Annotated in this window: 18 protein-coding genes; 8 read left to right on the forward strand and 10 right to left on the reverse strand. The window is 67.6% G+C overall.

Annotated elements, in window-relative coordinates:
• Positions 1–25 precede the first annotated feature (25 nt).
• Entirely contained in the window at positions 26–2,254 is a 2,229-nt protein-coding gene (locus HWX39_RS31755) for a transglycosylase domain-containing protein (protein ID WP_175971563.1), read from the reverse strand.
• A 124-nt stretch (positions 2,255–2,378) separates the two neighbouring features.
• The gene (locus tag HWX39_RS31760) at positions 2,379–3,884 is read right to left on the reverse strand and encodes a PLP-dependent aminotransferase family protein (RefSeq protein ID WP_175971564.1); all 1,506 of its coding nucleotides are present in this window, start codon (positions 3,882–3,884) and stop codon (positions 2,379–2,381) included.
• 123 nt (positions 3,885–4,007) lie between these two features.
• Here HWX39_RS31760 and HWX39_RS31765 point away from each other — a divergent pair, with 123 nt between their 5' ends.
• Complete coding sequence (locus tag HWX39_RS31765; protein ID WP_175971565.1) at positions 4,008–4,646, forward strand: FMN-binding negative transcriptional regulator; 639 nt, start codon at positions 4,008–4,010, stop codon at positions 4,644–4,646.
• A gap of 55 nt (positions 4,647–4,701) precedes the next feature.
• On the opposite strand, the gene HWX39_RS31770 is transcribed toward HWX39_RS31765, so the two are convergent.
• The gene (locus HWX39_RS31770; protein ID WP_175971566.1) at positions 4,702–5,283 is read right to left on the reverse strand and encodes a thioredoxin family protein; all 582 of its coding nucleotides are present in this window, start codon (positions 5,281–5,283) and stop codon (positions 4,702–4,704) included.
• A gap of 233 nt (positions 5,284–5,516) precedes the next feature.
• Between HWX39_RS31770 and HWX39_RS31775 the strand changes: the two genes are divergently transcribed.
• Complete coding sequence (locus HWX39_RS31775; RefSeq protein WP_175971567.1) at positions 5,517–6,257, forward strand: response regulator; 741 nt, start codon at positions 5,517–5,519, stop codon at positions 6,255–6,257.
• Complete coding sequence (locus HWX39_RS31780) at positions 6,254–7,576, forward strand: ATP-binding protein (RefSeq protein WP_175971568.1); 1,323 nt, start codon at positions 6,254–6,256, stop codon at positions 7,574–7,576. The genes HWX39_RS31775 and HWX39_RS31780 overlap by 4 nt, the downstream gene beginning before the upstream one ends.
• Before the next feature lie 96 nt (positions 7,577–7,672).
• Here the strand turns inward: HWX39_RS31780 and HWX39_RS31785 are convergent, their stop codons facing one another.
• Together HWX39_RS31785 and HWX39_RS36485 are read right to left on the reverse strand one after the other, a co-directional pair.
• Positions 7,673–8,284 (reverse strand): alpha/beta fold hydrolase, encoded by a 612-nt coding sequence (locus HWX39_RS31785; protein WP_175971569.1) that lies wholly within the window; start codon positions 8,282–8,284, stop codon positions 7,673–7,675.
• Positions 8,285–8,337: 53 nt separating this feature from the next.
• On the reverse strand, positions 8,338–9,060 hold the full coding sequence (locus HWX39_RS36485) for a LysR family transcriptional regulator (RefSeq protein WP_244135132.1): 723 nt from the start codon (positions 9,058–9,060) through the stop codon (positions 8,338–8,340).
• 275 nt (positions 9,061–9,335) lie between these two features.
• Between HWX39_RS36485 and betC the strand changes: the two genes are divergently transcribed.
• The 5 genes from betC to HWX39_RS31815 all read left to right on the forward strand — a co-directional run bounded on the left by betC (position 9,336) and on the right by HWX39_RS31815 (position 16,558).
• Complete coding sequence (betC, locus tag HWX39_RS31795) at positions 9,336–10,871, forward strand: choline-sulfatase (RefSeq protein ID WP_175971571.1); 1,536 nt, start codon at positions 9,336–9,338, stop codon at positions 10,869–10,871.
• Between the two features lie 45 nt (positions 10,872–10,916).
• Entirely contained in the window at positions 10,917–11,882 is a 966-nt protein-coding gene (gene choX / locus HWX39_RS31800) for a choline ABC transporter substrate-binding protein (RefSeq protein ID WP_175971572.1), read from the forward strand.
• 258 nt (positions 11,883–12,140) lie between these two features.
• Positions 12,141–13,280 carry a porin gene (locus HWX39_RS31805; RefSeq protein ID WP_175971573.1) on the forward strand — a complete coding sequence of 380 codons (1,140 nt, stop codon included), beginning with the start codon at positions 12,141–12,143 and terminating at the stop codon, positions 13,278–13,280.
• A 387-nt stretch (positions 13,281–13,667) separates the two neighbouring features.
• Positions 13,668–15,080 carry a cysteine--tRNA ligase gene (gene cysS, locus HWX39_RS31810; RefSeq protein WP_175971574.1) on the forward strand — a complete coding sequence of 471 codons (1,413 nt, stop codon included), beginning with the start codon at positions 13,668–13,670 and terminating at the stop codon, positions 15,078–15,080.
• 227 nt (positions 15,081–15,307) lie between these two features.
• Positions 15,308–16,558, forward strand: a complete 1,251-nt coding sequence (locus tag HWX39_RS31815) for an MFS transporter (RefSeq protein ID WP_175971575.1) — start codon at positions 15,308–15,310, stop codon at positions 16,556–16,558.
• 6 nt (positions 16,559–16,564) lie between these two features.
• Here the strand turns inward: HWX39_RS31815 and HWX39_RS31820 are convergent, their stop codons facing one another.
• The 5 genes from HWX39_RS31820 to HWX39_RS31840 all read right to left on the reverse strand — a co-directional run bounded on the left by HWX39_RS31820 (position 16,565) and on the right by HWX39_RS31840 (position 23,494).
• On the reverse strand, positions 16,565–16,927 hold the full coding sequence (locus tag HWX39_RS31820; protein WP_175971576.1) for a YbjQ family protein: 363 nt from the start codon (positions 16,925–16,927) through the stop codon (positions 16,565–16,567).
• A 242-nt stretch (positions 16,928–17,169) separates the two neighbouring features.
• Entirely contained in the window at positions 17,170–18,423 is a 1,254-nt protein-coding gene (locus HWX39_RS31825) for a M20/M25/M40 family metallo-hydrolase (RefSeq protein WP_175971577.1), read from the reverse strand.
• 79 nt (positions 18,424–18,502) lie between these two features.
• Positions 18,503–20,215 carry a M36 family metallopeptidase gene (locus HWX39_RS31830; protein WP_175971578.1) on the reverse strand — a complete coding sequence of 571 codons (1,713 nt, stop codon included), beginning with the start codon at positions 20,213–20,215 and terminating at the stop codon, positions 18,503–18,505.
• Positions 20,216–20,705: 490 nt separating this feature from the next.
• Positions 20,706–21,650 (reverse strand): GlxA family transcriptional regulator, encoded by a 945-nt coding sequence (locus HWX39_RS31835; protein WP_175971579.1) that lies wholly within the window; start codon positions 21,648–21,650, stop codon positions 20,706–20,708.
• A 260-nt stretch (positions 21,651–21,910) separates the two neighbouring features.
• Positions 21,911–23,494 (reverse strand): isocitrate lyase, encoded by a 1,584-nt coding sequence (locus HWX39_RS31840; RefSeq protein ID WP_175971580.1) that lies wholly within the window; start codon positions 23,492–23,494, stop codon positions 21,911–21,913.
• Positions 23,495–23,762 lie beyond the last annotated feature (268 nt).

Consider the following 23,762-nt stretch of genomic DNA (forward strand, 5'->3'; position numbering starts at 1 on the left):
CCGGCATGGCCCGCCGGCATCCTGGTCAGCGGAACAACCTCAGCCAGTCGAACAGGCCCGGGTGCGGCGTGCGTCGCCGCGGCGCCGGCGCGCTGCGCGGCCGGAAGTCAGGCGAGAACTGCGCGTGCGGATCGATCGCCCTCGCGCGCAGCGCCGCATCGTAGAACGTGCCGACGATCGGCAGTGCGCTGTGCGCGCCTGCGCCCCAGTAGTCGCTGCGCAGCGTCACGCTGCCGTCGTCGAAGCCGACCCATGCGCCGGCCACGAGCTGCGGATGCATCAGGATGAACCAGCCGTCCGCGTTGTCCTGCGTCGTGCCCGTCTTGCCGGCGACGTCGACTCGGATTCCGTAGCGCGAACGAATGTCGGCGCCGGTGCCGCGATCGACGACGTCGCGCATCACGTCGACCAGCGTCCGTGCCGCAGGCTCCGGCAATGCACGTTCGGGCGGCGCGCTGCCGAAGGCGGCGAGCACCTTGCCGTCGCGATCGTCGATGCGCGTGATCATCTGCGGCGCGACGTACACGCCGCGGTTCGCGATCGTGCCGTACGCGGACACCATCTCCTTCAGCGTGACGGGGCTCGTGCCGAGTGCGAGCGACGGTACCGCGTCGAGCGGGCTCTCGCGCACGCCCATTGCGCGCGCGAGCTGCGCCACCTTCGCGGCGCCTTCGTGCTGCATCACCTGCGCGGTGATGCGGTTGCGCGACAGCGCGAGCGCATCGCGCAGCGTCATCGGCTCGTCGGTGGGCGGCTCGGCATCGGTCGGGCGCCAGACCGCACTACCGTCGATCGGAATCGCGACGGGGCGGTCAACGAACGTATCGTCCGGCCGCATGCCGTCCGCGAACGCGGCGCCATAGACGAACGGCTTGAACGTCGAGCCGGGCTGGCGCCGCGCCTGCGAGACGTGATCGAACGGCTCGCCGCCGAAATCGGGACTGCCGACCCACGCGCGGATCGCGCCGTTGCGCGGATCGATCGCGACGAAGCCGGCCTGCACCTGCGTCTTGCGCTCGCACAGCGTGCGCATGAATTCCCGATTGGCGCCGAGCTGCTTCAGCGCCGCGACGTCGGTCAGCCCCGTGTCGCGTGCCTGCCGATAGTCGGGTGTCTGGCGGATGAATCCGCGGAACAGGTCGTTGCGCAGCCCGCAGCCTGACGGGCCGCGCCACGCGCTGTCGGCGATCGCCTGCAGCCGTTCGGTCTGCCGCGTCAGCGCCTGCGTCGCCATGTCCTGCAGTCGCGCGTCGAGCGTCGTGCGTACGACGAGTCCGTCGGAGTACAGATCATAGTTGTTGCGATCGGCCCACGCGATCAGCCATTTGCGCAACTGCACCGCGAAGTGCGGGGCGAGGCCGGGTTGCCCCGACTGCGGCTCGAAGTCGACGCGCAGCGGCTGGCGCTGTAGTTTTGCGAGCTGCTGCGGCGTCAGCATGCGCATCTGCGCCATCCGGTCGAGCACGATGTTGCGCCGCTGTACCGCGCGTTCCGGATTCAGCACCGGGTTGTAGTAGCTGTTGCCCTTCAGCATCCCGACGAGCGTCGCGCTTTCGACGAGGTCGAGCTGGTCGGCCGACTTGCCGAAATAGGTGCGCGCCGCCATTTCGACGCCGTACGCGTTGTACAGGAACGGCACGGTGTTCAGGTAGGTTTCGAGAATCTCGTCCTTGCTGTACACCGACTCGATCTTGAACGCGGTGATCAGCTCCTTCACCTTGCGCGTGAGCGTCGGCGCGCGGCCGACTTCATCCGGATACAGGTTGCGCGCGAGCTGCTGCGTGATCGTCGAGCCGCCCTGGCGGTCGCCGGAGAACGTATGCAGCCCGGCCGCGATCGTGCGGCGCACGTCGATGCCGTGATGTGCGTAGAAGCGGTGGTCCTCGGTCGCGATCAGCGCGTCGACCATATGCGGCGAGATCTGCTTGAGCGGTACCCATTCGCGGTTGACGGGCCGGAACTCGGCGATCAGCTGGCCGTCGGCGGACAGCACGCGCGCGGGCCGGTCGATGCGCGCCTTGCGGATGTCGCCGATGCTCGGCGTGAACGGGACGAATGCGAGCAGCACCAGCAGGCCCAGCACCGGGATCGCGGCGAGCGTCAGCGCGACGCCGCGGCGCGTCGGATGACGCAGGCCATGCAGCGCGCCGGCGCCCAGCGCGCGGATGCGCGCGCGGCAGGCCGCGGCGAACGGTGCGACGCGGGCGCGGCAACGGCGCCACGCGTCTCGAAGAAGCGGCACGAAGCGATTCAAGTCGGCAGGAGCACGGAGGGAAGAGGCGCGATCCTAGCAAACGGCACCCGTGCGACGCCGGCCAAAACGGCCGTTTGCTTGCAGGATTTACGGACGATTACGTTTGTTGCCTGCCGACAACCTTTTACGGCACGCGCGGTCGCGATTCCGCTGACGAAACCACATCCGCGAGCCGCTGCGCGGCCGCCTCCATCTGCGCGCGGCCGAACCCGCCGAAGCCCAGCACGAGCCCCGGGCGGGCCGTGCCCGGTGCGAACATCGGCGATACCGCGCGCACCGCGACGCCGGCTTGCGCGGCGCGTTCGACCACGTCGAGATCGTCGATCCCTTCCGCGAGCCACAGCACGACGTGCATCCCCTGGTCGCCCGGCTGCACCCACGCGCGTTCGCGCGGCAGCCGCGCCTCGAGCGTGTCGATCAGCAGCGCGCGCTGTTCCGCATACACGCTGCGCACGCGGCGGATGTGGCGGTCGAGATGGCCTTCCGCGATGAACGCGGCCAGCACGTGCTGGTCGGCGGTCGGCGCGTGGCGATCCATCAGCACGCGGGCGCCGCAGAACGCGGGCACGAGATCGTCGGGCGCGATCACGTAGCCGAGCCGAAGCGACGGAAACAGGATCTTGCTGAACGTGCCGAGGTAGATCACGCGATCGGGGTCGAGCCCCTGCAGTGACGGGAATGGATGGCCTTCGTAGCGCAGCTCGCTGTCGTAATCGTCCTCGACCACCCATGCGTGCCGTGCGCGCGCCCACGCGAGCAGCGCATTGCGCCGCGCCATGCTGAGCGGCATGCCGAGCGGATACTGATGCGACGGCGTGACGAATGCGACCCGCGCATGTGGCGCGAGACGGATACCGGCCTCGACGTCGATACCGTCGGCGTCGACCGGCACCCGCACCATCGCGTCGCGCCGCCCGGTGCTGTCGAGCAGCGCGGTGATGCCGCGATAGGCCGGATTCTCGACCCACGCCTGACTGCCCGCGCCGAGCAGCACCTGGCTCGCGAGATGCAGCCCCTGCTGCGTGCCGCTCGTGATCACGACCTGGCCGGCATCGCAGCGCACCGAGCGCGAGCGGCGCACGTAGTCGGCGATCGCTTCGCGCAGCGGCAGCGCGCCTTGCGGATCGGCATAGCCGGATGGCGCGCCGGCGCCGCGCGCGCGCAGCCGGTTGCCGAGCCGGCGCCAGATGTCGTCGGGTGCGGTGAGCCCGACCGGCACCGAGATCGCGAACGGCATGGCCGGCAGCGGACGGAATTCGCCGGCGATCCGCGCGAACGTGGCGGCAGGCTCGGGCAGGCCGGCGCGCGCCGGGGAGCGGCGCCGGGCGGGCGGTTCGGGGGCGTTGACGGGCGGCTCCGCTAGCGCGTGCGCGACCCGCGTGCCCGCGCCGCCGCGCGATTCGAGAAAGCCTTCGGCGATGAGCTGCGCATACGCATCGACGACGGTGCCGCGCGCCACCTGCAGCGACGCGGCGAGCAGCCGTGTGGACGGCAGCGTGTCGCCGGGCCGGACGTCGCCGCGCCGCACCGCTTCGCGCAGCGCCTGCGCGAGCTGGCGGCTCAGGTCGCCGGCCGCACGATCGAGCGCGCCGAGCGACGGGATGTCGACGTTCCGGGCCGTTCTTGCCATGATTCTGGTCTGCTGAAATTGTTTCAATCCGGCTCTACAGCATAAACCAGTTTGGAGCCACAATCGCCGCATGACGGGCCAGCGCCTGAGCCATTCCAACCCTCGCATGACCGTGGAGCCGACATGTACGTCCCCGCCGATTTCGCCGAAACCAATCCCGACGCGCTGCGAGAGCTGATCGTGCAGCATCCGTTCGGCAGCCTGATCACGCACGGCAAGAGCGGGCTCGACGCGAACCACATCCCGTTCGAGCTGCTGCCGGGCGACGGCGGGCCCGACGAGCTGCATGCGCACGTCGCGCGCGCGAATCCGGTCTGGCAGGACGTCGCGAACGGCGACGAGGTGCTCGTAATCTTCCGCGCGGGTGACGCATACATCTCGCCGACCTGGTATCCGAGCAAGCATGTGGCGCACCGGCAGGTGCCGACGTGGAACTACGTGGTCGTGCATGCGCACGGCCGCATCACGGTGCGCGACGACGAGAAGTTCGTGCGCGGCGTGGTTGCCCGGCTGACGCGCACGCACGAGGCGTCGCAGCCGGCGCCGTGGAAGATGGGCGACGCGCCGAAGGATTATCTCGACGCGATGCTGCAGTCGATCGTCGGACTGCAGATCGAGATCACGCGGCTCGTCGGCAAGCGCAAGCTCGGGCAGAACAAGGCGGAGGCCGATATTCGGGGCGCGGGCGACGCGCTGGTCGCGAACGGCAACCTCGCGATCGGCGAAGCGATGATCGAGGCGGCCGACGCGAAGCTTGGGTAAACGCTCGCGACAGGTCGGCACGCGCGGGCGAGTGCCAGGCCCGCGCGCCGGCCCGTCATTGCGTGCGCGTCGTGCCCTTCGCGCCGTCACCGGCCTGCGCCAGTGCGCCGCGAATCGCGGCCTCGGTCTTGTCGTAGCCGCCTTCGCCATCGCGCGTATAGATCACCTTCCCGTTCGCGTCGATCAGGTACAGCGCGGGCCAGTACTGGTTGCCGTACGCGCGCCACGTGTCGTAGCGGTTGTCCTGCGCGACCGGATACCGGATGCCGAAGCGCTTGATCGCATCGGCGACGTTGCCCGCGTCGCGCTCGAACGGAAACTCGGGCGTATGCACGCCGACCACGACGAGCCCCTGGTCGCGATACTTCCGGTCCCACTCCTTCACGTACGGAATCGTATGAATGCAGTTGATGCACGAGTACGTCCAGAAATCGACGAGCACGACCTTGCCGCGCAGCTGGCCGAGCGTCAGCGGCGGGCTGTTGTGCCAGCGGTCGATGCCGGTGAAATCGGGGGCCGCCGTACCGGCCTGCGCGGCCGGCATGTCGGCGTTGTCGCGGGTGCCCGCGAAGGCGGCGAGCCCGGCCGAGGCGGCAAGGGCGATGACGAGGGTGGCAATCTTGAGTCGGGGCAGCATGGCGTTCTCCTGAGCGGGAGGCCGCCGCTCGGGGGCGGTGGCCGGACGGGTTTCGACAGGCCCTATTAGGCGGCGCCGACGTATCTGCGATGTGTCCGGCGAGCCACGCGTGTGCAATGTTGTGTGTCGTCGCGGCGGCGCGATACATTGGGATACAAACGCATGCCCGCCGTGCGGTATAAAAGTGGACATCGCCAGCCCGAATTCCTCGACACCGACACCGACAACGACTCATGGACAAGATCGACCACGTGCTGATCGTCGACGACGATCGCGCGATCCGCGAACTGCTCGCGGATTATCTGGAGAAGAACGGCATGCGCGTATCGCTGGCCGCGAACGGCCGCGAGATGCGCAGCGTTCTGGACGACGGTGCCCCCGACCTGATCGTGCTCGACCTGATGCTGCCCGGCGAGGACGGCCTCGCACTGTGCCGCGACCTGCGCGCGGGCAAGTTCCGCACGGTGCCGGTGCTGATGCTGACCGCACGCGGCGAGGAAACCGACCGCATCATCGGCCTCGAGATGGGCGCCGACGACTACCTGGCCAAGCCGTTCGCGGTGCGCGAGTTGCTCGCGCGGATCCGCTCGGTGCTGCGGCGCGCGCGCATGCTGCCGCCCGGCATGCAGGTGACGGAAACCGCGGAGATGCTCGCGTTCGGCGAATGGCGGCTCGACACGACCGGGCGCCACCTGCTCGATGCGGAAGGCACGCTGGTCGCGCTGAGCGGCGCCGAATACCGGCTGTTGCGCGTGTTCCTCGACAACCCGCAGCGCGTGCTGACGCGCGACCAGTTGCTCAATCTCACGCAGGGGCGGCAGTCCGACCCGTTCGACCGGTCGATCGACCTGCTCGTGAGCCGGCTGCGCCAGCGCCTGCGCGACGGTGCGCGCGAACCGCGCTACATCAAGACGCTGCGCAACGAGGGCTATGTGTTCTCGTCGGCCGTGACTGCCGTCGACGGTACGCCATGAGCGCGCGCATGCCATGGCACTGGCCGCGCTCGCTGTTCGCGCGGCTCGCGCTGATCCTGTGCGTGGGCCTCGCGCTCGCGCAGACGCTGTCGTTCTGGCTCACGGTGACCGAGCGCGACCAGGCGACCACCAACCTGATGATGGGCTACATCGAGCGCGAGGTCGCGAGCTCGGTCGCGCTGCTCGACCACCTGCCGCCGGCCGAGCGCGCCGCGTGGCTGCCGCGCCTCGCGCGGCGCAGCTATGCGTTCATCCTCGGGCCCGGCGATACGGGCACGCCGCCGGAGGCGCGGCTGTCGGCGCGCGTCGAGCGGTCGATTTCCGATGGCATCGGCGGCGACTACCCGCTGACCGCGAACGCGATCCCCGGCGACCGCGAACACCTGCAGGTGCATCTGCGGCTGACCGACGGGTCGCCGCTGACGATCGACATTCGTCCGATGTCGACGGTGCCGCTGTCGGGCTGGCTGCCGGTCGTGCTCGTGCTGCAGCTCGCGGTGCTGGCCGCGTGCTGCTGGCTCGCGGTGCGGCTCGCGACGCGGCCGCTCAAGCAGCTCGCGCAGGCCGCCGACGCACTGGGCCCCGACCTGAAGGGCGAGCGGCTGAACGAGGGCGGGCCGTCGGAAGTCGCGCGCGCCGCCCGGGCGTTCAACGCGATGCAGGATCGCATCGCGCAGTACATGGCCGAGCGCATGCAGATCCTCGCGTCGATCTCGCACGACCTGCAGACGCCGATCACGCGGATGCGCTTGCGCGTCGACATGATGGACGACGACACGCAGGGCGCGAAACTGCGCCAGGACCTGCTCGAGATGGAGCATCTGGTGAAGGAGGGCGTCGCGTATGCGCGGACGCTGCACGGCACCGAGGAGGCCGCGCGCCGCATCGATCTCGACGCGCTGCTCGACAGCATCGTGTGCGACTACACGGATGCGGGGCAGGACGTCGCGCTGCACAGCCGCGCGCCGCTCGCGCTCGTCACGCGGCCGAAGGCGCTGCGCCGTATCGTCGGCAACCTCGTCGACAACGCGCTGAAATTCGCGGGCGCGGCCGAGATCGACGTGCAGGCCGGGCCGGACGGCGGCGCGGTGATCGCCGTGCTCGACCGCGGGCCCGGCATTCCGGACGATCAGCTCGACGCGGTGTTCGAGCCGTTCCGGCGCGTGGAGACGTCGCGCAACCGCGAGACGGGCGGCACGGGGCTCGGCCTCGCGATCGCGCGGCAACTCGCGCTCGCGATGGGCGGCACGCTCACGCTGAACAACCGGACGGACGGCGGCGGGCTCGAGGCGCGGCTCACGCTGAGGAATGCGGGGTGACGGGAGGCGGCGCGTGAGCGGCGCGGTTTCGGGTTTGTGCCGAACTCGAAGCCTGATCCGAATCCGAAGCTGGCGTTGAAGCAGCAGCGCGCGGCGTCACACGCGCTGCAGATGCGCATCGACGAGCGGAGCGAGCGTGGACGCATGCACCGCCGCGAGATCGTGCCGGCCGCCGGGCACGACATGCAGCTGCGCATCGGGCAACCGTTCGAGCAGGCGCCGGCCGGCCGCGACGGGGCTGATCGGATCGTCGTCGCCCCACAGCAGCAGCGTCGACTGCGCGATGCGACCGATGTCCCGCGACAGGTCGGCATGGAGCGTCAGGAACCAGTCGGGATGCTGCGGGTTGGCTTGCGCGAAACCGGCGCGCCAGTCCTGCGCGCCGAGCCCGGCCATGTCGAGTCCACCGGACGTGACCGTCAGCACGAGGTGCGTGATCAGTTCGGGCTTGTCGAGCGCCGCGCGCATCGCGATCACGCCACCCATCGATTGGGCAATCACGGCGGTCGGCCGGTCGATCGTTTCCAGAACATGACGCACGAGGCTGTCGAAATCGTCGACGGCCGGATCGCGCGGCGTGTCGCCGAAACCCGGATAGCCGACGATCCGGCGCTCGGCCGGATGCGTCAGCAGGCCGGCGAGCGGTTGCCAGAAGGCGGTGCTGCCCGATGCACCGGGCAGGAAGAGCAGTTGCGATGGAGCAGGCATGGCGGTGCGGTTTTCCGGTGAGTGAAGTGAAGCGGGAGGGGGAGCCGCGCGCATCAGCATCGGCCGGTGCGCAGCGCGACGGTCCAGTCGTCGCGCCCGCGCGATGCCGCGGTGGCCGCGGCCGTGTGCCAGTCGTATTCGACCGCATGGAACTCGACGTTCCAGCCGGCGGCCGTGCGCGACACCATCGCGTAGCGCGCATGCGGCGAGCCGGTCTCGATGCGGTGCGGATACGGCAGGTCGTCGGTGTAGGCCTGCAGCCCGACGCTGCCCGGGTTGACGATCAGCCGGCCGTCGTCGAGCTTCGCCGTCCGCGGAATGTGCGTGTGGCCGCACAGGATCAGCGACGCCGGTTCGTCGCCCGCGCGCTGCGCGATTTCATCGGGCGTGGCCGCACGGCAACCATCGGGGGTGACCGTTTCGAGGAAATAGACGAGGTCGCTGTCGGGCGTGCCGTGCACCATCAGCACGTCGTCGCCGAGCGTCATGCGTTCGGGCAGCGCGGCGACCCAGTCGAGGTGGTCGGCGCGCAGCGTGTCGAGGCTCAGCCGCACGGCTTCGTACAGGCACTGGCCGTCGGCCGTCAGCGTGACGCCGCGCGGGCTGCGTTCGAACAGCGGCACGCCCAGTTCGGCTTCGAGCTGGAACACCTGCTGGCTCACGGCCGGCTGGGTGGAGCCGAGCTCGCGCGCGGCCGCCGTGAAGCTCGCGAGCCGGGCAGCCGATTCGAACGCGCGCAGCGCCTGCATCGACGGTAACGGTTCGGATTTCGACATAAGTCTCTCTAATGGCCCCATAAGGGCCGGACGCCTACCCGCGCGAATTCGGGCGGGCGATAGTGCTTCGGACGGTGCGGCATGCGTGCTTTACGGCCCCCTTCACGGCCCGCTTTGCAGCCCGCTGCACGGGCGGCACGCAACGCATTCCGCGATTCTAGCCAGCGCGGCCCGCCCGCGCGGCACTTTCGTCGAGCCGCTTCCGTCATGCCGGACGCGTCGCTGCCCGAGCGGCGCGCCGTTCCATTCGAACACCGTTTTCCCCACGACTGCCGATGACGAACCCGACACCCAACATCCTGATCCTGATGGCCGACCAGCTCACGCCGTTCGCGCTGCCGGCCTACGGCAATCGCGTCGCGCGCACGCCGACGCTGGATCGTCTCGCCGCGCAAGGCGTCGTATTCGATGCCGCATACTGCGCAAGCCCGCTGTGCGCGCCGTCGCGTTTCTCGCTGCTGACGGGCAAGCTGCCGTCGGGGATCGGCGCCTACGATAACGCCGCCGAATTGCCGGCGCAAACGCTGACGTTCGCGCACTACCTGCGCGCGGGCGGCTACCGGACGATGCTGTCCGGCAAGATGCATTTCTGCGGGCCCGACCAGCTGCACGGCTTCGAGGAGCGGCTCACGACCGACATCTATCCGGCCGATTTCGGCTGGGTGCCCGACTGGGACAGGCCGGCCGAGCGGCCGAGCTGGTATCACAACATGAGTTCGGTGCTGGAGGCCGGCCCGTGCGTGCGTACGAACCAGCTCGATTTCGATGACGAAGTCACGTTCGCGGCGAAGCAGAAGCTGTACGACGTCGCGCGCGAGCGGGCGGCCGGGCACGATGCGCGGCCGTTCTGCATGGTCGTGTCGCTGACCCATCCGCATGACCCGTATGCGATCACCCGGGAATACTGGGATCAATACAGCGACGACGAGATCGACATGCCGGCCGTGCGGCTCGATGCAGCCGACAGCGACCCGCATTCGCAGCGGCTGCGCTTCGTCTGCGAGAACGACCGTACGCCGCCGACCGACGCGCAGATCCGCGCCGCGCGCCGCGCCTACTACGGTGCGACGTCCTACGTCGATGCGCAGTTCGGCAGCGTGCTGGCCGCGCTCGAACAGTGCGGGTTCGCCGACGATACGATCGTGATCGTCACGTCCGACCACGGCGACATGCTTGGCGAACGCGGGCTCTGGTACAAGATGACGTTCTTCGAAGGCGGCTGCCGCGTGCCGCTGATCGTCCATGCGCCGGGCCGCTTCGGCGCCGCGCGCGTGCGCGGGCCCGTGTCGCACGTCGACCTGCTGCCGACGCTCGTCGACCTGGCCGGCGCCGCGCCGGCCGGCGGCTGGCCCGACCCGGTCGATGGCGCGAGCCTCGTGCCGCACCTGCACGGCGCGCCGGCGCATGATGTCGCGCTCGGCGAATATCTCGCGGAAGGCGCGGTTGCGCCGGTCGTGATGATCCGCAGCGGCGACTGGAAGTACGTGCATTGCCCGGCCGATCCCGACCAGCTCTACCACCTCCGCGACGACCCGCGCGAGCTGACGAACCTCGCCGGCACGCCGGAAGCGGCCGACGTGCTCGCCGCGTTTCGCGCGCAAGCCGCGCAGCGCTGGAACCTGCCCGAACTGGACCGGCAGGTGCGCGCGAGCCAGCGGCGCCGGCGCTTCCATTACGCGGCGACGACACAGGGCCGTATCCAGGCGTGGGACTGGCAGCCGTTTTCCGACGCGAGCCAGCGCTACATGCGCAATCACATCGAACTCGACACGCTCGAGGCGATGGCGCGTTTTCCGCGCGTCGGGCGCTGAGCGTCCCGCATCGCGATCACTGACGAAAGACGGAGGAAGCGGACGATGGAACGGCAATGCAATGCAGCAATCCGGATCGGCGCGGCGTTTGCCGCGGCCGCGTGCCTGATGACGACGCAGGCCGCGCACGCGGCCGACCCGCAGACGTGCAGCGACGTGAAGATGGCGGCGCCCGGCTGGACCGACATCGATGCGACGAACGCGATGGCGGGCGTCGTGCTGAAGGCGCTCGGCTACCGGCAGGACGTGGCGAACCTGTCGGTGCCGATCACGTACCAGGGGCTCAAGAAAGGGCAGGTCGACGTGTTCCTCGGCAACTGGATGCCCGCTCAGGCGCCGCTCGTGAAGCCGTTCGTCGACGAGAAATCGATCGATGTGCTGCACGCGAACCTGAGCGGTGCGAAGTTCACGCTCGCGGTGCCCGATTACGTGGCGGCCGTCGGCGTGCATACGTTCGCCGATCTCGGGCGCTACGCGGACCGCTTCGGCGGCAAGATCTACGGGATCGAGCCCGGCGCGCCCGCGAACCAGAACATCAAGCGGCTGCTGTCCGACCACGCGCTCGGCCCGGCGAACTGGTCGCTGGTCGAGTCGAGCGAGACGGGCATGCTCACGCAGGTCGAGCGCGCGGTGCGCGACAAGCGCTGGATCGTGTTTCTGGCGTGGGAGCCGCATCTGATGAACACGAAGTTCCACCTGACCTACCTGTCGGGCGGTGATGCGTATTTCGGCCCGAACTACGGCGGCGCGACGGTCAACACCGTCACGCGCGCCGGATTCGCCGGCCAGTGCGGGAACCTCGCGCGGCTGTTCCGGCAGATGACGTTCTCCGTCGACGTCGAGAACCGGATGATCGCCGACATGCTCGACCACAAGACGTCGCCCGCGCTCGCGGCGCAGCATGCGCTGAAGGCCGACCCGGCGCTGGTTGCCGGCTGGCTGGACGGCGTGACGACGGCGGCCGGCGCACCGGGCCTGCCGGCCGTGCGCGCGGCCCTCGACGGTCACTGATTCCCTTCATCCGGGCGGCCGGCTTTTACCGCGCCGCCGTCTACGTGTTTTCCCGACCGGTCGCATCGTGACCATTTGGTGTCGCCTTCAGACGGGTGACGCGAAATATGGGTTTGTATTTTTCGCCAATGGCTGCGTTATTGCGGAAAACGAAATTCCGAAGCCATCAGGCGTACCGAATTCGAATCCACCGGCGCATCGCGGCGCGCGCCGGAACGAGGTTCGTTCCATCGAACGGTTCAGGGAGGGTGGTCGATAATGAAGCATACGAAAGTTGCCGTAGCCGCCGCGCTTGCATGCGCGGCCTGTGTACCCGCCGTCGGGCATGCGCAGAGCAGTGTGACGCTGTACGGGATTCTCGACGCGGGCATCACGTACGTGAACAACACGGGCGGCTCGCACGTGGTCAAGTTCGACGACGGCGTCGCGTACGGGAACCGTTTCGGCCTCAAGGGCACGGAAGATCTCGGCGGCGGCCTGAAGGCCGTGTTCACCCTCGAGAGCGGCTTCCATCTCGGCAACGGGCAGCTCGGCTTCGGCGGCGCGGAGTTCGGCCGGCAGGCGTATGTCGGCCTGCAGAACGACTGGGGCACGCTGTCGTTCGGCAACCAGCTCGACATCACGAACGAACTCGTGTCGATCTACAACATCTCCGCGTGGGGCAGCGGCTATGCGACCCACCAGGGCGACTTCGACCGCTTCAACGGCGACCGCCTGCCGAACTCGGTGAAGTTCCTGTCGAACGATCTCAGCGGCTTCAAGTTCGGCGCGATGTACTCGTTCGGCAACGTCGCGGGCAACTTCCATCGCAACAGCGCATGGAGCGCGGGCGCGAGCTTCACGAAGGGCGACTTCTCGATCGGCGCCGCGTACACGCGCCTGAACAACCCGAACGGCATCTATGCGTTCGACCCGTACGCGATGATCGGCACGCACACGTTCCTCGGCCAGCAGACCGTCACCGTCGATCCGGCGACCGGCGCACGCACCGACCTGTTCGCGAACACGCCGATGGATGTCGACAGCCAGGGCACGTTCGGCATCGGCTCGAGCTACACGATCGGCAAGCTGACGCTCGACGCCAACTTCTCGTACACGACGATCAAGGGCTTCGGCCAGTCGTCGCACATGCAGGTCTATGAAGGCGGCGGCTTGTACCAGTTCACGCCGGCACTGAGCCTGATCGCGGGCTACCAGCACACGCGCTTCGAAGGCCATCACTGGAACCAGGGCACGGCGGGCCTGCATTACCTGCTGTCGAAGCGCACGGATGTGTACATCTCCGGCGACTACCTGCGCGCGTCGCAAGGCGTCGATGCGGTGGTCGGCTACAGCTTCACGCCGTCGACGACGCAGACGCAGGCCGATGTGCGGATCGGGATGCGGCATTCGTTCTGAGCGGGGTGGTGTGGGACGGCGACGTCTTCAGCGAGAGGTCTCTCTTTGGCGCGAACCGAGGTTCGCGCTTTTTTTTGACGGGTGAAACCGTGCATCGGATCCGCATGGGTCGGTGCCGGCCGCGTGGCGACTGCCGCGGGGTCGTCATCGGGAGCGGCTGTCCGATGGTATTGACCATTGCCGTCCATAGGCGCTAGCATCGTCCGCATGCTTGATCGCGCCATTTCCCCCTCCTCGGTGATCCGTGCATGTTGTCAGAACATGCCAGGGGGACATTGCGTCCAGCGAACTCGCTGAACGTTCAAGCAATCGCCTTCCGGCCGCCTGTGATGCAAAACAGGCGGCCTTTTTGTTTTTGGGCCGACACTTTCGGGACGGAGAAACTCGATGCCGCTTGCGCTGTATGACACCTGGTCGCGCACCGTGCGCCCCTTCACGCCAATCCGGGCCGGGCAGGTCGGCATGTATTGCTGCGGCCCCACGGTCTACGACGATGCCCACATCGGCAACCTGAGAACCTACGTGTTCGAGGACCTCCTGCGCCGCGTCCTGGAGCGCAACGGATATGCGGTCCGGCACGTCGTCAACATCACCGACGTCGGCCACCTGACTTCGGATGCGGACGAAGGCGAAGACAAGATGGAGAAGGGGAGCCGTCGGACCGGCGAATCGGCGTGGGCCATCGCCCGGCGCTACACCGAGGCTTTCGTCCGGGACTGGCGCGCGCTCCACCTGCTCGAGCCGACGATCTGGTGCCGCGCCACCGATCACATCGCCGAACAGATCGCGTTCATCGATACGCTCGACCGGGCCGGCTACGTCTATCGGACGAGCGACGGCCTCTACTTCGACACCAGCCGGCAGGACGACTACGGTTATCTTGCGCGGCTGGATCGCGCGGGGCTGCAGGCGGGCAAGCGCGTGGCGCTCGGCGAGAAGCGGAGCATCACGGATTTTGCGTTGTGGAAGTTCAGCCCGGCCGGCGTCAAGCGGCAAATGGAATGGGACAGCCCGTGGGGGCGCGGCTTTCCGGGCTGGCATATCGAATGCTCGGCGATGTCGGCGAAGTATCTGGGGACGTTGTTCGATATCCATTGCGGCGGCGAGGATCACATCGCCGTGCATCACAGCAACGAGATTGCGCAGACGCGGGCGGCCCACGGCACGCACCTCGCGAACTACTGGATGCACGGGCACTTCCTGACGCTCGACGCCGATACGAAGATGTCGAAGTCGAGCGGCGATTTCGTCCGTCTGCAGACCTTGCAGAGCCGGAACGTCGATCCGCTCGCGTACCGCTACCTGTGCCTGACAGCCCATTACCGAAGCAAGCTGCATTTCACGTGGGCGTCGCTCGACGCGGCGCATACCGCGCTGAATCGACTGCGGCACCTCTATGCCGGCTGGCCGGACGGCGGGCGCGTCGATGCGGATTTCGTCGCGCGATTCGATGCCGAAGTGAACGACGACCTGAATCTGCCCAGGGCGCTCGCGGTGCTGTGGGATCTGGTCAGGAGCAACCTGCCGCCCGCGACCCTGAAGGCGACCGTGGACAGCTTCGACACCGTGCTTGGCCTCGATTTGCGCGAATGGAGGCCGGTTGCGCTCGATGTTCCGGAATACGTCCGTGCGTGGCTCGGTGAGCGTGAGCGCGCGAGGGCGGACCAGGACTGGGCGCAAGCCGACCGGATCCGGGAAGCGTTGAGCGCCGAGGGCTGGCGGGTCGAGGACACGCCGGAAGGCCAACGTCTGTTCGGCGTCGTCATGGGCTCGAGCGACACGGGCGTTGCGCCGCGATGAAGCTCGCGGGCCGCCTGCGTCAGAGGATCCTGTAAACGGGCCACCGCCCGGCGGCCGTGGTCAACACGGCCGCCGGAATCGTCGGCAACCGTGCCTGCGGCCCGTTCTCCGCGGTTGGCATATCATCGCGCTTTGGCCGCGTCCGTACCGTTGTCGCGCGCACGCATCGGCGTGCGCGGTCGTATCCCGAACGGTACCGGCGCGCAGCGCCGCCCGCCGAGACCTCGATGACCGACTCCGTGCCCGACTCCAGCCCCTTATCCCCGTTACCCGCCAACCTGTTCCGTCACGTCCCGTTCCAGCGCTTCTGGGGCACGCGCGTGATGTCTTCCCTGGCTTTCCAGATCCTGTCGGTCGCCATCGGCTGGTATGTCTACGCGCTCACGCATAGCGCGTTCGCGCTCGGGCTCGTCGGCCTCGCGCAGTTCGTGCCGATGTTCGCGCTGACGCTCGTCGTCGGGCAGGTGGCCGACCGCTACGATCGCCGGCGCATCGCGACGATCTGCCAGGGCGTCGAGGCGCTGGCCGCCGGCGTGTTCCTGCTCGGCGCTGCGCAAGGATGGCTGGCCGCGCCGGCCGTGTATGCGCTCGCCGCGATCGTCGGCACGGCCCGCGCGTTCGAGTCGCCGTCGGTGTCGTCGCTGCTGCCGGCCGTGGTGCCGCGCACCGACCTGCCGCGTGCGACCGCGCTGTCGACGTCGGCCAACCAGGCCGCGCAGATCCTCGGGCCTGCGTTCGGCGGGCTGCTCTATGGCGTCGGTGCGCCCGCCGCGTTCGGCACGAGCGTCGTGGCATTCGCGATCGCGGCGATGCTGAGCGGCACGATTCCGCTGCGCAGCGCGCCGCCCGCCCGCGAGCCGGTCACGCTGCGCTCGGTGTTTTCCGGGATCGCATTCATCCGGCGCGAGCCGGCGATTCTCGGCGCACTGTCGCTCGACCTGTTCGCGGTGCTGTTCGGCGGTGCGACCGCGCTGCTGCCGATCTACGCGCGCGATATCCTGCAGGTCGGCCCGTGGGGGCTCGGCGCGCTGCGCGCGGCGCCCGCGGTCGGTGCGCTCGCGGGCACGCTGTGGCTCACGCGTTTTCCGCTTAAAGGGCGGCCGGGCCGCGCGATGTTCGGCGGCGTGATCGCGTTCGGCATCGCGACGATCGTGTTCGGCGTGTCGCGGCACTTCGCGCTGTCGCTCGTCGCGCTGGCCGCGCTCGGCGCATCGGACGTGGTTAGCGTCGTCGTGCGCCTGTCGCTCGTGCAACTTCGCACGCCCGACGACATGCTCGGACGCGTGAGCGCGGTCAATTCGCTGTTCATCGGCACGTCGAATCAGCTCGGCGAATTCGAATCGGGCGTGACGGCCGCGTGGTGGGGCGCGCCGACGGCGATCGTCGTCGGCGGCGCCGCGACGATCGCGGTTGCGCTCGCCTGGATGCGGCTGTTTCCGCAGCTCACGAACATGAAGTCGCTCGAGCGCGACGTCTGACGCGCATCACGCGTCCTGCGTCACGCGCACGGCCGTGCCGTAGCAGATGACTTCCGTCACGCCCGCGCCGATCTCGGTCGAGTCGTAGCGCATCGCGACGATCGCGTTCGCGCCGAGCTTGCGCGCATCGTCGAGCATCTTGTCGAATGCCTGCTGGCGAGCTTTCTCGCACAGCGACGTATACAGCGTGATGTTGCCGCCGAAGATCGTCTGCAGCGATGCGCCGAACGAGCCGACGATCGAGCGCGAGCGCACGATGATGCCCTGTGCGACGCCGAGCGAGCGGACGGTCGTATGGCCGGGCAGGTCGAAGGCGGTCGTGACGCGAGCGGGCGACAGGTCGTCGATGGAGCGGGAGGTGTCGGTCATGGCGGCAGGCGTGTAGCGGAGTGGTCGAGTGACGATTCTATCCGGATGCGCGCGCGTGCCCGGTTCGATCGAGTCGATCGCGCGGCACGTCACGCGCGATGAAGCTTCCGTAGCGGTCGTTTTTGCATGCGTCTCCACGAGGCGCAGACCGGCATCGTCGGGAAGGAAGCGTGTGCGAACGACGCGCACGCCCTTCCTTCATTTCCGTACCGATCGACGGACGAACGAGCGGCGACGCGCCGTCAGGGCTTCACGACCGTACCGCCATCCCCACCGAGATCGACCGCATAGGCGAGCGCCAGCTTGCCGAACTTCAGCGCGTGGTTCGCCTGGCGATCCGAATTCTCCAGCGTGTCGTTCACGGTATGGATATACGGGCTGTCGTTCTGGTCGGCCTCGAACGGGAACGACGCCGGATACCCTTGCGCATTCCACGACGCGTGATCCGAGCACGCATACCCGCACTGCGACGTGCCGATCGCGAGTTCCGGCAGGTAGGTCTTCGCCAGATTCGTCAGGTAGGTGTTCTGCGCCGCGTTCGTGTAGTCGGTGATCAGGTAGATATCCTTCGGATCGCCATTGTAGTTCGTCATGTCGAGCTGCAGCACGCCGACCACGTTCGCATTCTGCGCGCGGAACTGCTTCGCGATCGCCTTCGAGCCGAGCAGCCCGGCTTCCTCGGCCGCGTACCCGACGAACTTGATCGTCCGCTTCGGCTTGTAGTTGTTCGCCAGCAGCACGCGCAGCGCCTCGGTCAGGCTCGCGATACCCGACGCATCGTCGTCCGCGCCGGGCGAGCGCGTGTTCTCCGTCGTGCGGCCGACCGTCGAATCGAGGTGGCCGCCCAGCACGAGGGTGCCCGCGGCCGGATCGCTGCCACGGATCGTCAGGATCACGGATTTCTGCGGAAAGCCCGTGTGCGCGAACTGTTCGACGGTGACGTCGGCGCGCGAACCCGCCAGTTGCTTCCACTGCAGTGCGAGCCAGTCCGATGCGGCGACACCGTGCGACGTCGTGTAGTAGCGGTTCGTGAAGCCGGACAGCGACGTGATTGTGCCGACGATGTTGCTGGCTTGCAGCTGCTGGATCCACGTGCCGATCTGCGGCGCGTTCGATACCTTGTACACGGCGGCGGTGGCCTGTTTCGCGAGCGTCGGCGGCAACGGCTGCAGTGCCTGGCGCGCTTCGTCGAACGACGCATGCACGACATAGCCGGGCCCGTGGCCGCGCGTATGGTGAACGGCGTGGGCGAGCTCGCCGAGTCGCGAATCGTCGATTTCGACGACGTGAACGGTTTCGCGGCGAGCCGCGCCGTCGGCCGTCTTGCCGGCGTCGACCGTCGTGCTGTATTGCGCGGCGGCGCCGGCGTCGATCCGTTGCAGCTGGCGGAACGCGGCGTCACCGAGTGTGATCCACACCGGCGTCGCATGCGCGGCGGCGGTCAGCAGCATGCCGCCCAGTGCGACGCTCAGGCGGGTCAGTTTCAGAGTAGGCATGTTCGATCTCGTGAGGATGGCGATGTCGAGGAAGAGGGCGTGCCGCAGGCCGTGCGATGCGCCCCCGCCTGCTGCGGAATTACGACTTCTTCGGTACGGTCACGCCGTACGTGCAACTCTGGTTGTACGCATTGCCGATCGCGGTGAGTTGCGCGTTGCTGTAGCCGAGCGCGGATGCGGCGGTCAGCACGGCCTGCGCGGCGGCCTTCTGGTTGGTCGAGCTGTTGGTCATCGACAACCCTTTCAGGAACGCCTTGTCCATCGCCTGCGCACCGATCGCGTCGCGCGCGACGAGGTTGCACGAGGCCCAGTACTGGCCGGCCGTATGGATCTCCGCGCCGCGCGCCTGCGCATAGGTGCGCCCGACGTTCCAGTTGGTCACGCGGCCGCCCCAGAACTCGTTGTGGCCGTCCCAGTTGTAGACCCAGTGGTACTGCGCATCCGACGGGCTCCACTGGTTGAAGTCGCGGCTGTAAGCGGCGGCGAGATAGTCGCCGGTGCCTTCGGACAACCCTTCCTGCTGCGACAGGCCGCCGTTCGTCACCCAGTCGTGGATGCCGTGGCCGAGCTCGTGGATCACGACGTCCGCATCCTCCGCATCGTCGACGCCGCCTTGACCGAAGGTCAGCCGGCCGCTGCTCGACGAGTACGACGAGTTGTCGTCGCCCGATTCGCCGTGCGGATCGTACTGCACGCCGCCCGTGTACTGGTACGGCAGCGCCTTGATGCCGAGTGTCTGGTTCACGTAGCGCAGGAACGTGTCGATGTGGTAGTACGCGTTCACGGCCTCGAAATACAGGTTGCCGCGCGTGAACTCGAACGCGGGCGTCGATTGCACGGGGCATGCCTTGTCGAGCGGCGCATCGAAATCGACGCATACCGCGTACGGGCCCGACAGCGAGTAGCGCGTGCCCGACTGCGCGAGATCCTTCAGCGTCACGCGTACGCGTGCGGCGGTGAGCTGCGACGAATCGGCGTCGCTGCTGTCCTTGTAGCCGGTGCTGCCGTAGCTGCTCCTGGTCGGCGATAGCGGATCGGGCCGGAATACGAAGCCCGTGCCGTCGGTCGCGTAGAACGCCTTGTCCTCGGCGCGCAGCACTTCGCCGCTGCCCGAGTCGATCAGCAGTTCCCAGTCGCCTTTCGGGCCGTCGTTCGGGCGGCCGCGCACCTTCCACGCGGTATGCGTGCCCGTCTTGTCGACGAACGCGACGAGCTGTGCATCGAGGTTCGTGAAGCCGCTCACGCCGAGATACGCGCGTGCGCGGTCGAGCGCCTGCTGCTGGTCGACGGCCTGCGACTTGCGCGACGTCGCCACCACGCCGTTGATCGTGTTGCTCGCGACGTACAGGATGCGGCCATCCTTCGCGACCGTCACCGCGATATCGCTGCCGTACACGGGCAATCCGGCCGCCTGCTGCTGCAGGCGCACGACGGTGAAGTCGGCATCGTTGCGCTCCGACGTGACGACGAGGCTCGCGAGCGCGGTTGCGTCGAGCCCGAGCTGCGTGGCCTGCGACGCGACGAAGTCGCGCGCGGTGGCGGCAGGCGTCGTGGCGGCTTTCTTCGCGCGATACGCGGGGTTGTACAGCGTGACCGCGACGCCGTCCGGGCGGAACTGCCCGGCGGCCGTGTCGGCCTTGGCGGCCGGCGGCGCGACGCCGCGCGTCAGGCTTTCGCGCAGGCTCGTTGCTTGCGGATTCGAGACTTTCGTATCGGCCGCCGTGCCGCCGACGATGCCGAAACCGAGCGCGAGACCCAGGGCGAGCGGCAGTGCTTTGCGTGATGTCTGCATACGTGATCCTCATCTCAACGGTTGGACACGCCCGCGCGTTCGTGGCGCGCAGGCACGACACGGCCCGCGCGCCGATTCGATGGAACCGGCGCGGCGAAGCGGTGTTGGGGGTGTCGACTGACTAAGGAATACTAAATGTCAGGTCGAAAAGAAACAGGCGGGCGAAGAGCGGGGGGAGCGGACGAAGAAGCGAACGGCAGGCAGGTGCGGCGACGGCGAATCGAGCATCGTCATGTCATACCCCTCGGATCGGATCGATATCGGTCGATAGCCCGCGTAGTGCGATGCGCGTCTGGACGAAGCATGCATGTCGTTAGGCTACCTATCTAACTTTTTTTGGTATGTTACAGAATATTTTCAGCGACATTCCAATTTATTTTCGATGACCGCTTCGGTTCGTCGATCAATCGCCTGAATTGTTCAGCGAGCGGCGGGAAACGCTGCCGGAACGTGCAATACCGCGCTGGATTGTGCTTGAAACCGGCGGCAATCAACGTGTCGCGCGCCGGTCGTTGCGCGGGCTCAACCCGAATCGCGTGCGATACGTGCGCGAGAAATGCGAAGGCGATTCGAACCCGCACGCGACGCACACCGATGTGATGCTCATGTCGGTCTGCTGCAGCAGTTCGCGTGCGCGATCGAGGCGCAGGTTCAGGTAGAAATGCGTCGGCGTGTCGTTCAGCGTCGCGCTGAACAGCCGTTCGAGCTGGCGGCGCGTAATCGATACCTCTTGCGCGAGCGCATCGGAGCCGAGCGGGTTTTCCATGTGCCGCTGCATCGTGCCGATCACCTGGATCAGCTTGCGGTTGTGCACGCCGTAGCGCGCGGCGATCTCGAGCCGCTGGCTGTCGGAGCGCTGCCGGATCCGGCTGACGACGAACTGCTCGGAGATCGCTGCTGCGAGATCGGCGCCGTGCCGCCGCCCGATCAGGTCGAGCATCATGTCGATCGACGCGGTGCCGCCCGCGCACGTGATGCGCCGGTCGTCGATCTCGAACAGCTCCTGCGTCGCGTTCAGGCCGGGGTAGCGTTCGCGGAACGCGGCCAGCGCTTCCCAGTGCAGCGTGAGCGGTTGTGACGCGTCGAACAGCCCGGCTTCCGCGAGCACGAAGCTGCCCGTATCGATGCCGCCGAGCGTTGCACCATGACGGTGCTGGCGGCGCAGCCAGTCGCCGATCGCGCGCGTGTAGCACACGAGCGGATCGAAGCCCGCGACGACGAACACCGTATCGACGTCGTCGACCTCCGCGCACGCGGCTTCGGCGGCGACCGGAATGCCGTTGCTCGCGGCGACGGGCGCGCCGTCGGCGCTGATCACGTGCCACCGATAGAGCTCGGCGCGAAAGCGGTTCGCGACGCGCAGCGGTTCGACCGCGGACATGAAGCCGAGCGCGGAGAAGCCGGGCAGCAGCAGGAAGTGGAAATCCTCGGGCATCGGGGCAGGGGATGGGTTCCGGTGGTCGTCGCGTCTGGCACGCGATGGCGAACCGACGGGCACGCGCCGCGGCCGGCTCGCAGGCGCCGAACGGTCGGCGTCAGCGGAGGATTATCGCGGGTTTTGCGCGTCGACGGCGTGTTTTCGCGGCGCGCCCGGCCCGGCGCACGGTGGCCGACGGCGGTTCGTCGGCACGACTCGCCGGACAAAAAAAACGCCAACCCGGCCGGGTTGGCGTTTCGCTTCGGCGATGACCAGTATCAGAACTGGTTCATCGTGTTGTCCTTGCCTGCCGCCTTCAGCGCTGCTTCGCCGCTGAAGTATTCCTTGTGATCGTCACCGATGTCCGAGCCGGACATGTTCTGGTGCTTCACGCAGGCGATACCCTGGCGGATTTCCTTGCGCTGCACGCCGGCCACGTAGCCCAGCATGCCCTGGTCGCCGAAGTATTCCTTGGCCAGGTTGTCGGTCGACAGCGCGGCGGTGTGGTACGTCGGCAGCGTGATCAGGTGATGGAAGATGCCTGCTTCACGCGATGCATCGGCCTGGAACGTGCGGATCTTCTCGTCGGCCAGCTTGGCCAGTTCCGTCTCGTCGTATTCCACGCTCATCAGCTGCGCACGGTCGTAGGCCGACACGTCCTTGCCCTCGGCCTTCATCGCGTCGTACGCCTGCTGACGGAAGTTCAGCGTCCAGTTGAACGACGGGCTGTTGTTGTACACCAGCTTCGCGTTCGGGATGACCTTGCGGATCTCGCTGACCATGCCGCCGATCTGTGCGATATGCGGTTTTTCGGTTTCGATCCACAGCAGGTCGGCGCCGTTTTGCAGCGCGGTGACGCAATCCAGCACGCAGCGCGCTTCGCCCGTGCCGGCGCGGAACTGGAACAGGTTGCTCGGCAGGCGCTTCGGACGCAGCAGCTTGCCGTCGCGCTTGATGACGACGTCACCGTTGCCCAGTTGGTCGGCCGACAGTTCTTCGCAGTCGAGGAACGAGTTGTACTGGTCGCCCAGGTCGCCCGGCGTGTTGGTCACGGCGATCTGCTTGGTCAGGCCGGCGCCCAGCGAGTCGGTACGGGCCACGATGATGCCGTCGTCCACGCCCAGTTCCAGGAATGCGTAGCGGATCGCGCGGATCTTCGCGAGGAAGTCCTCGTGCGGCACGGTGACCTTGCCGTCCTGGTGGCCGCACTGCTTCTCGTCGGACACCTGGTTTTCGATCTGGATGCAGCATGCGCCTGCTTCGATGAATTGCTTGGCCAGCAGGTACGTGGCTTCCGCGTTGCCGAAACCGGCGTCGATGTCGGCGATGATCGGCACGACGTGCGTGACGTGGTTGTCGATCTTGTCCTGGATCGCGGCCTTCGCGGCAGCATCCTTGGCGGCGTCCAGCTCGCGGAACAGGCCGCCCAGTTCACGGGCGTCGGCCTGGCGCAGGAACGTGTACAGCTCGCGGATCAGCGCGCTGACCGAGGTCTTTTCGTGCATCGACTGGTCCGGCAGCGGGCCGAACTCCGAGCGCAGCGCGGCAACCATCCAGCCGGACAGGTACAGGTAGCGGCGCTCGGTGCTGTTGAAGTGCTTCTTGATCGAGATCATCTTCTGCTGGCCGATGAAGCCGTGCCAGCAACCCAGCGACTGCGTGTACTTGGTCGGGTCGGCGTCGTAGGCGGCCATGTCGGCGCGCATGATCTTCGCGGTGTACTTGGCGATGTCCAGGCCCGTCTTGAACTTGTTCTGGGCACGCATGCGGGCGGCGTACTCGGGGTTGATCGCATTCCACGCGCTGCCGTGGTTTTCTTTCAAACCGGCAACTGCCTTGATGTCGTCTTGATACTGGGCCATGTCAATCTCCTGGGAGCAAAGCGCGTTTGAGTAACTGGTTGAGCGTGCCCGCTGCGTCTGTCGAAGCGAACTGCATGGGATAAATAGTAACGCCGCCCGCCGAGCTTTTGGTAATGTCTTATATAAGACATAAGACATTATTTTTTGTTTATTTTCAACAAGTTACGCAGAGATTTTTGCAATGCAAAACAAGTTTTCAAGCGGCGAAAAGGTGTCGGCGCGGGAATTCGGCGCGAATTTCGCGATACGAAACGCGCTTTCGGCTGCT

Source organism: Burkholderia sp. BCC0322 (assembly GCF_902833045.1).
Taxonomy (GTDB): domain Bacteria; phylum Pseudomonadota; class Gammaproteobacteria; order Burkholderiales; family Burkholderiaceae; genus Burkholderia.

Coding starts and splice junctions, on each gene's coding strand:
- HWX39_RS31760 (WP_175971564.1), bottom strand. CDS start 3,884: ATGGCAAGAACGGCCCGGAACGTCGACATCCCGTCGCTCGGCGCGCTC.
- HWX39_RS31765 (WP_175971565.1), top strand. CDS start 4,008: ATGTACGTCCCCGCCGATTTCGCCGAAACCAATCCCGACGCGCTGCGA.
- HWX39_RS31770 (WP_175971566.1), bottom strand. CDS start 5,283: ATGCTGCCCCGACTCAAGATTGCCACCCTCGTCATCGCCCTTGCCGCC.
- HWX39_RS31775 (WP_175971567.1), top strand. CDS start 5,517: ATGGACAAGATCGACCACGTGCTGATCGTCGACGACGATCGCGCGATC.
- HWX39_RS31780 (WP_175971568.1), top strand. CDS start 6,254: ATGAGCGCGCGCATGCCATGGCACTGGCCGCGCTCGCTGTTCGCGCGG.
- HWX39_RS31785 (WP_175971569.1), bottom strand. CDS start 8,284: ATGCCTGCTCCATCGCAACTGCTCTTCCTGCCCGGTGCATCGGGCAGC.
- HWX39_RS36485 (WP_244135132.1), bottom strand. CDS start 9,060: ATGTCGAAATCCGAACCGTTACCGTCGATGCAGGCGCTGCGCGCGTTC.
- betC (WP_175971571.1), top strand. CDS start 9,336: ATGACGAACCCGACACCCAACATCCTGATCCTGATGGCCGACCAGCTC.
- choX (WP_175971572.1), top strand. CDS start 10,917: ATGGAACGGCAATGCAATGCAGCAATCCGGATCGGCGCGGCGTTTGCC.
- HWX39_RS31805 (WP_175971573.1), top strand. CDS start 12,141: ATGAAGCATACGAAAGTTGCCGTAGCCGCCGCGCTTGCATGCGCGGCC.
- cysS (WP_175971574.1), top strand. CDS start 13,668: ATGCCGCTTGCGCTGTATGACACCTGGTCGCGCACCGTGCGCCCCTTC.
- HWX39_RS31815 (WP_175971575.1), top strand. CDS start 15,308: ATGACCGACTCCGTGCCCGACTCCAGCCCCTTATCCCCGTTACCCGCC.
- HWX39_RS31820 (WP_175971576.1), bottom strand. CDS start 16,927: ATGACCGACACCTCCCGCTCCATCGACGACCTGTCGCCCGCTCGCGTC.
- HWX39_RS31825 (WP_175971577.1), bottom strand. CDS start 18,423: ATGCCTACTCTGAAACTGACCCGCCTGAGCGTCGCACTGGGCGGCATG.
- HWX39_RS31830 (WP_175971578.1), bottom strand. CDS start 20,215: ATGCAGACATCACGCAAAGCACTGCCGCTCGCCCTGGGTCTCGCGCTC.
- HWX39_RS31835 (WP_175971579.1), bottom strand. CDS start 21,650: ATGCCCGAGGATTTCCACTTCCTGCTGCTGCCCGGCTTCTCCGCGCTC.
- HWX39_RS31840 (WP_175971580.1), bottom strand. CDS start 23,494: ATGGCCCAGTATCAAGACGACATCAAGGCAGTTGCCGGTTTGAAAGAA.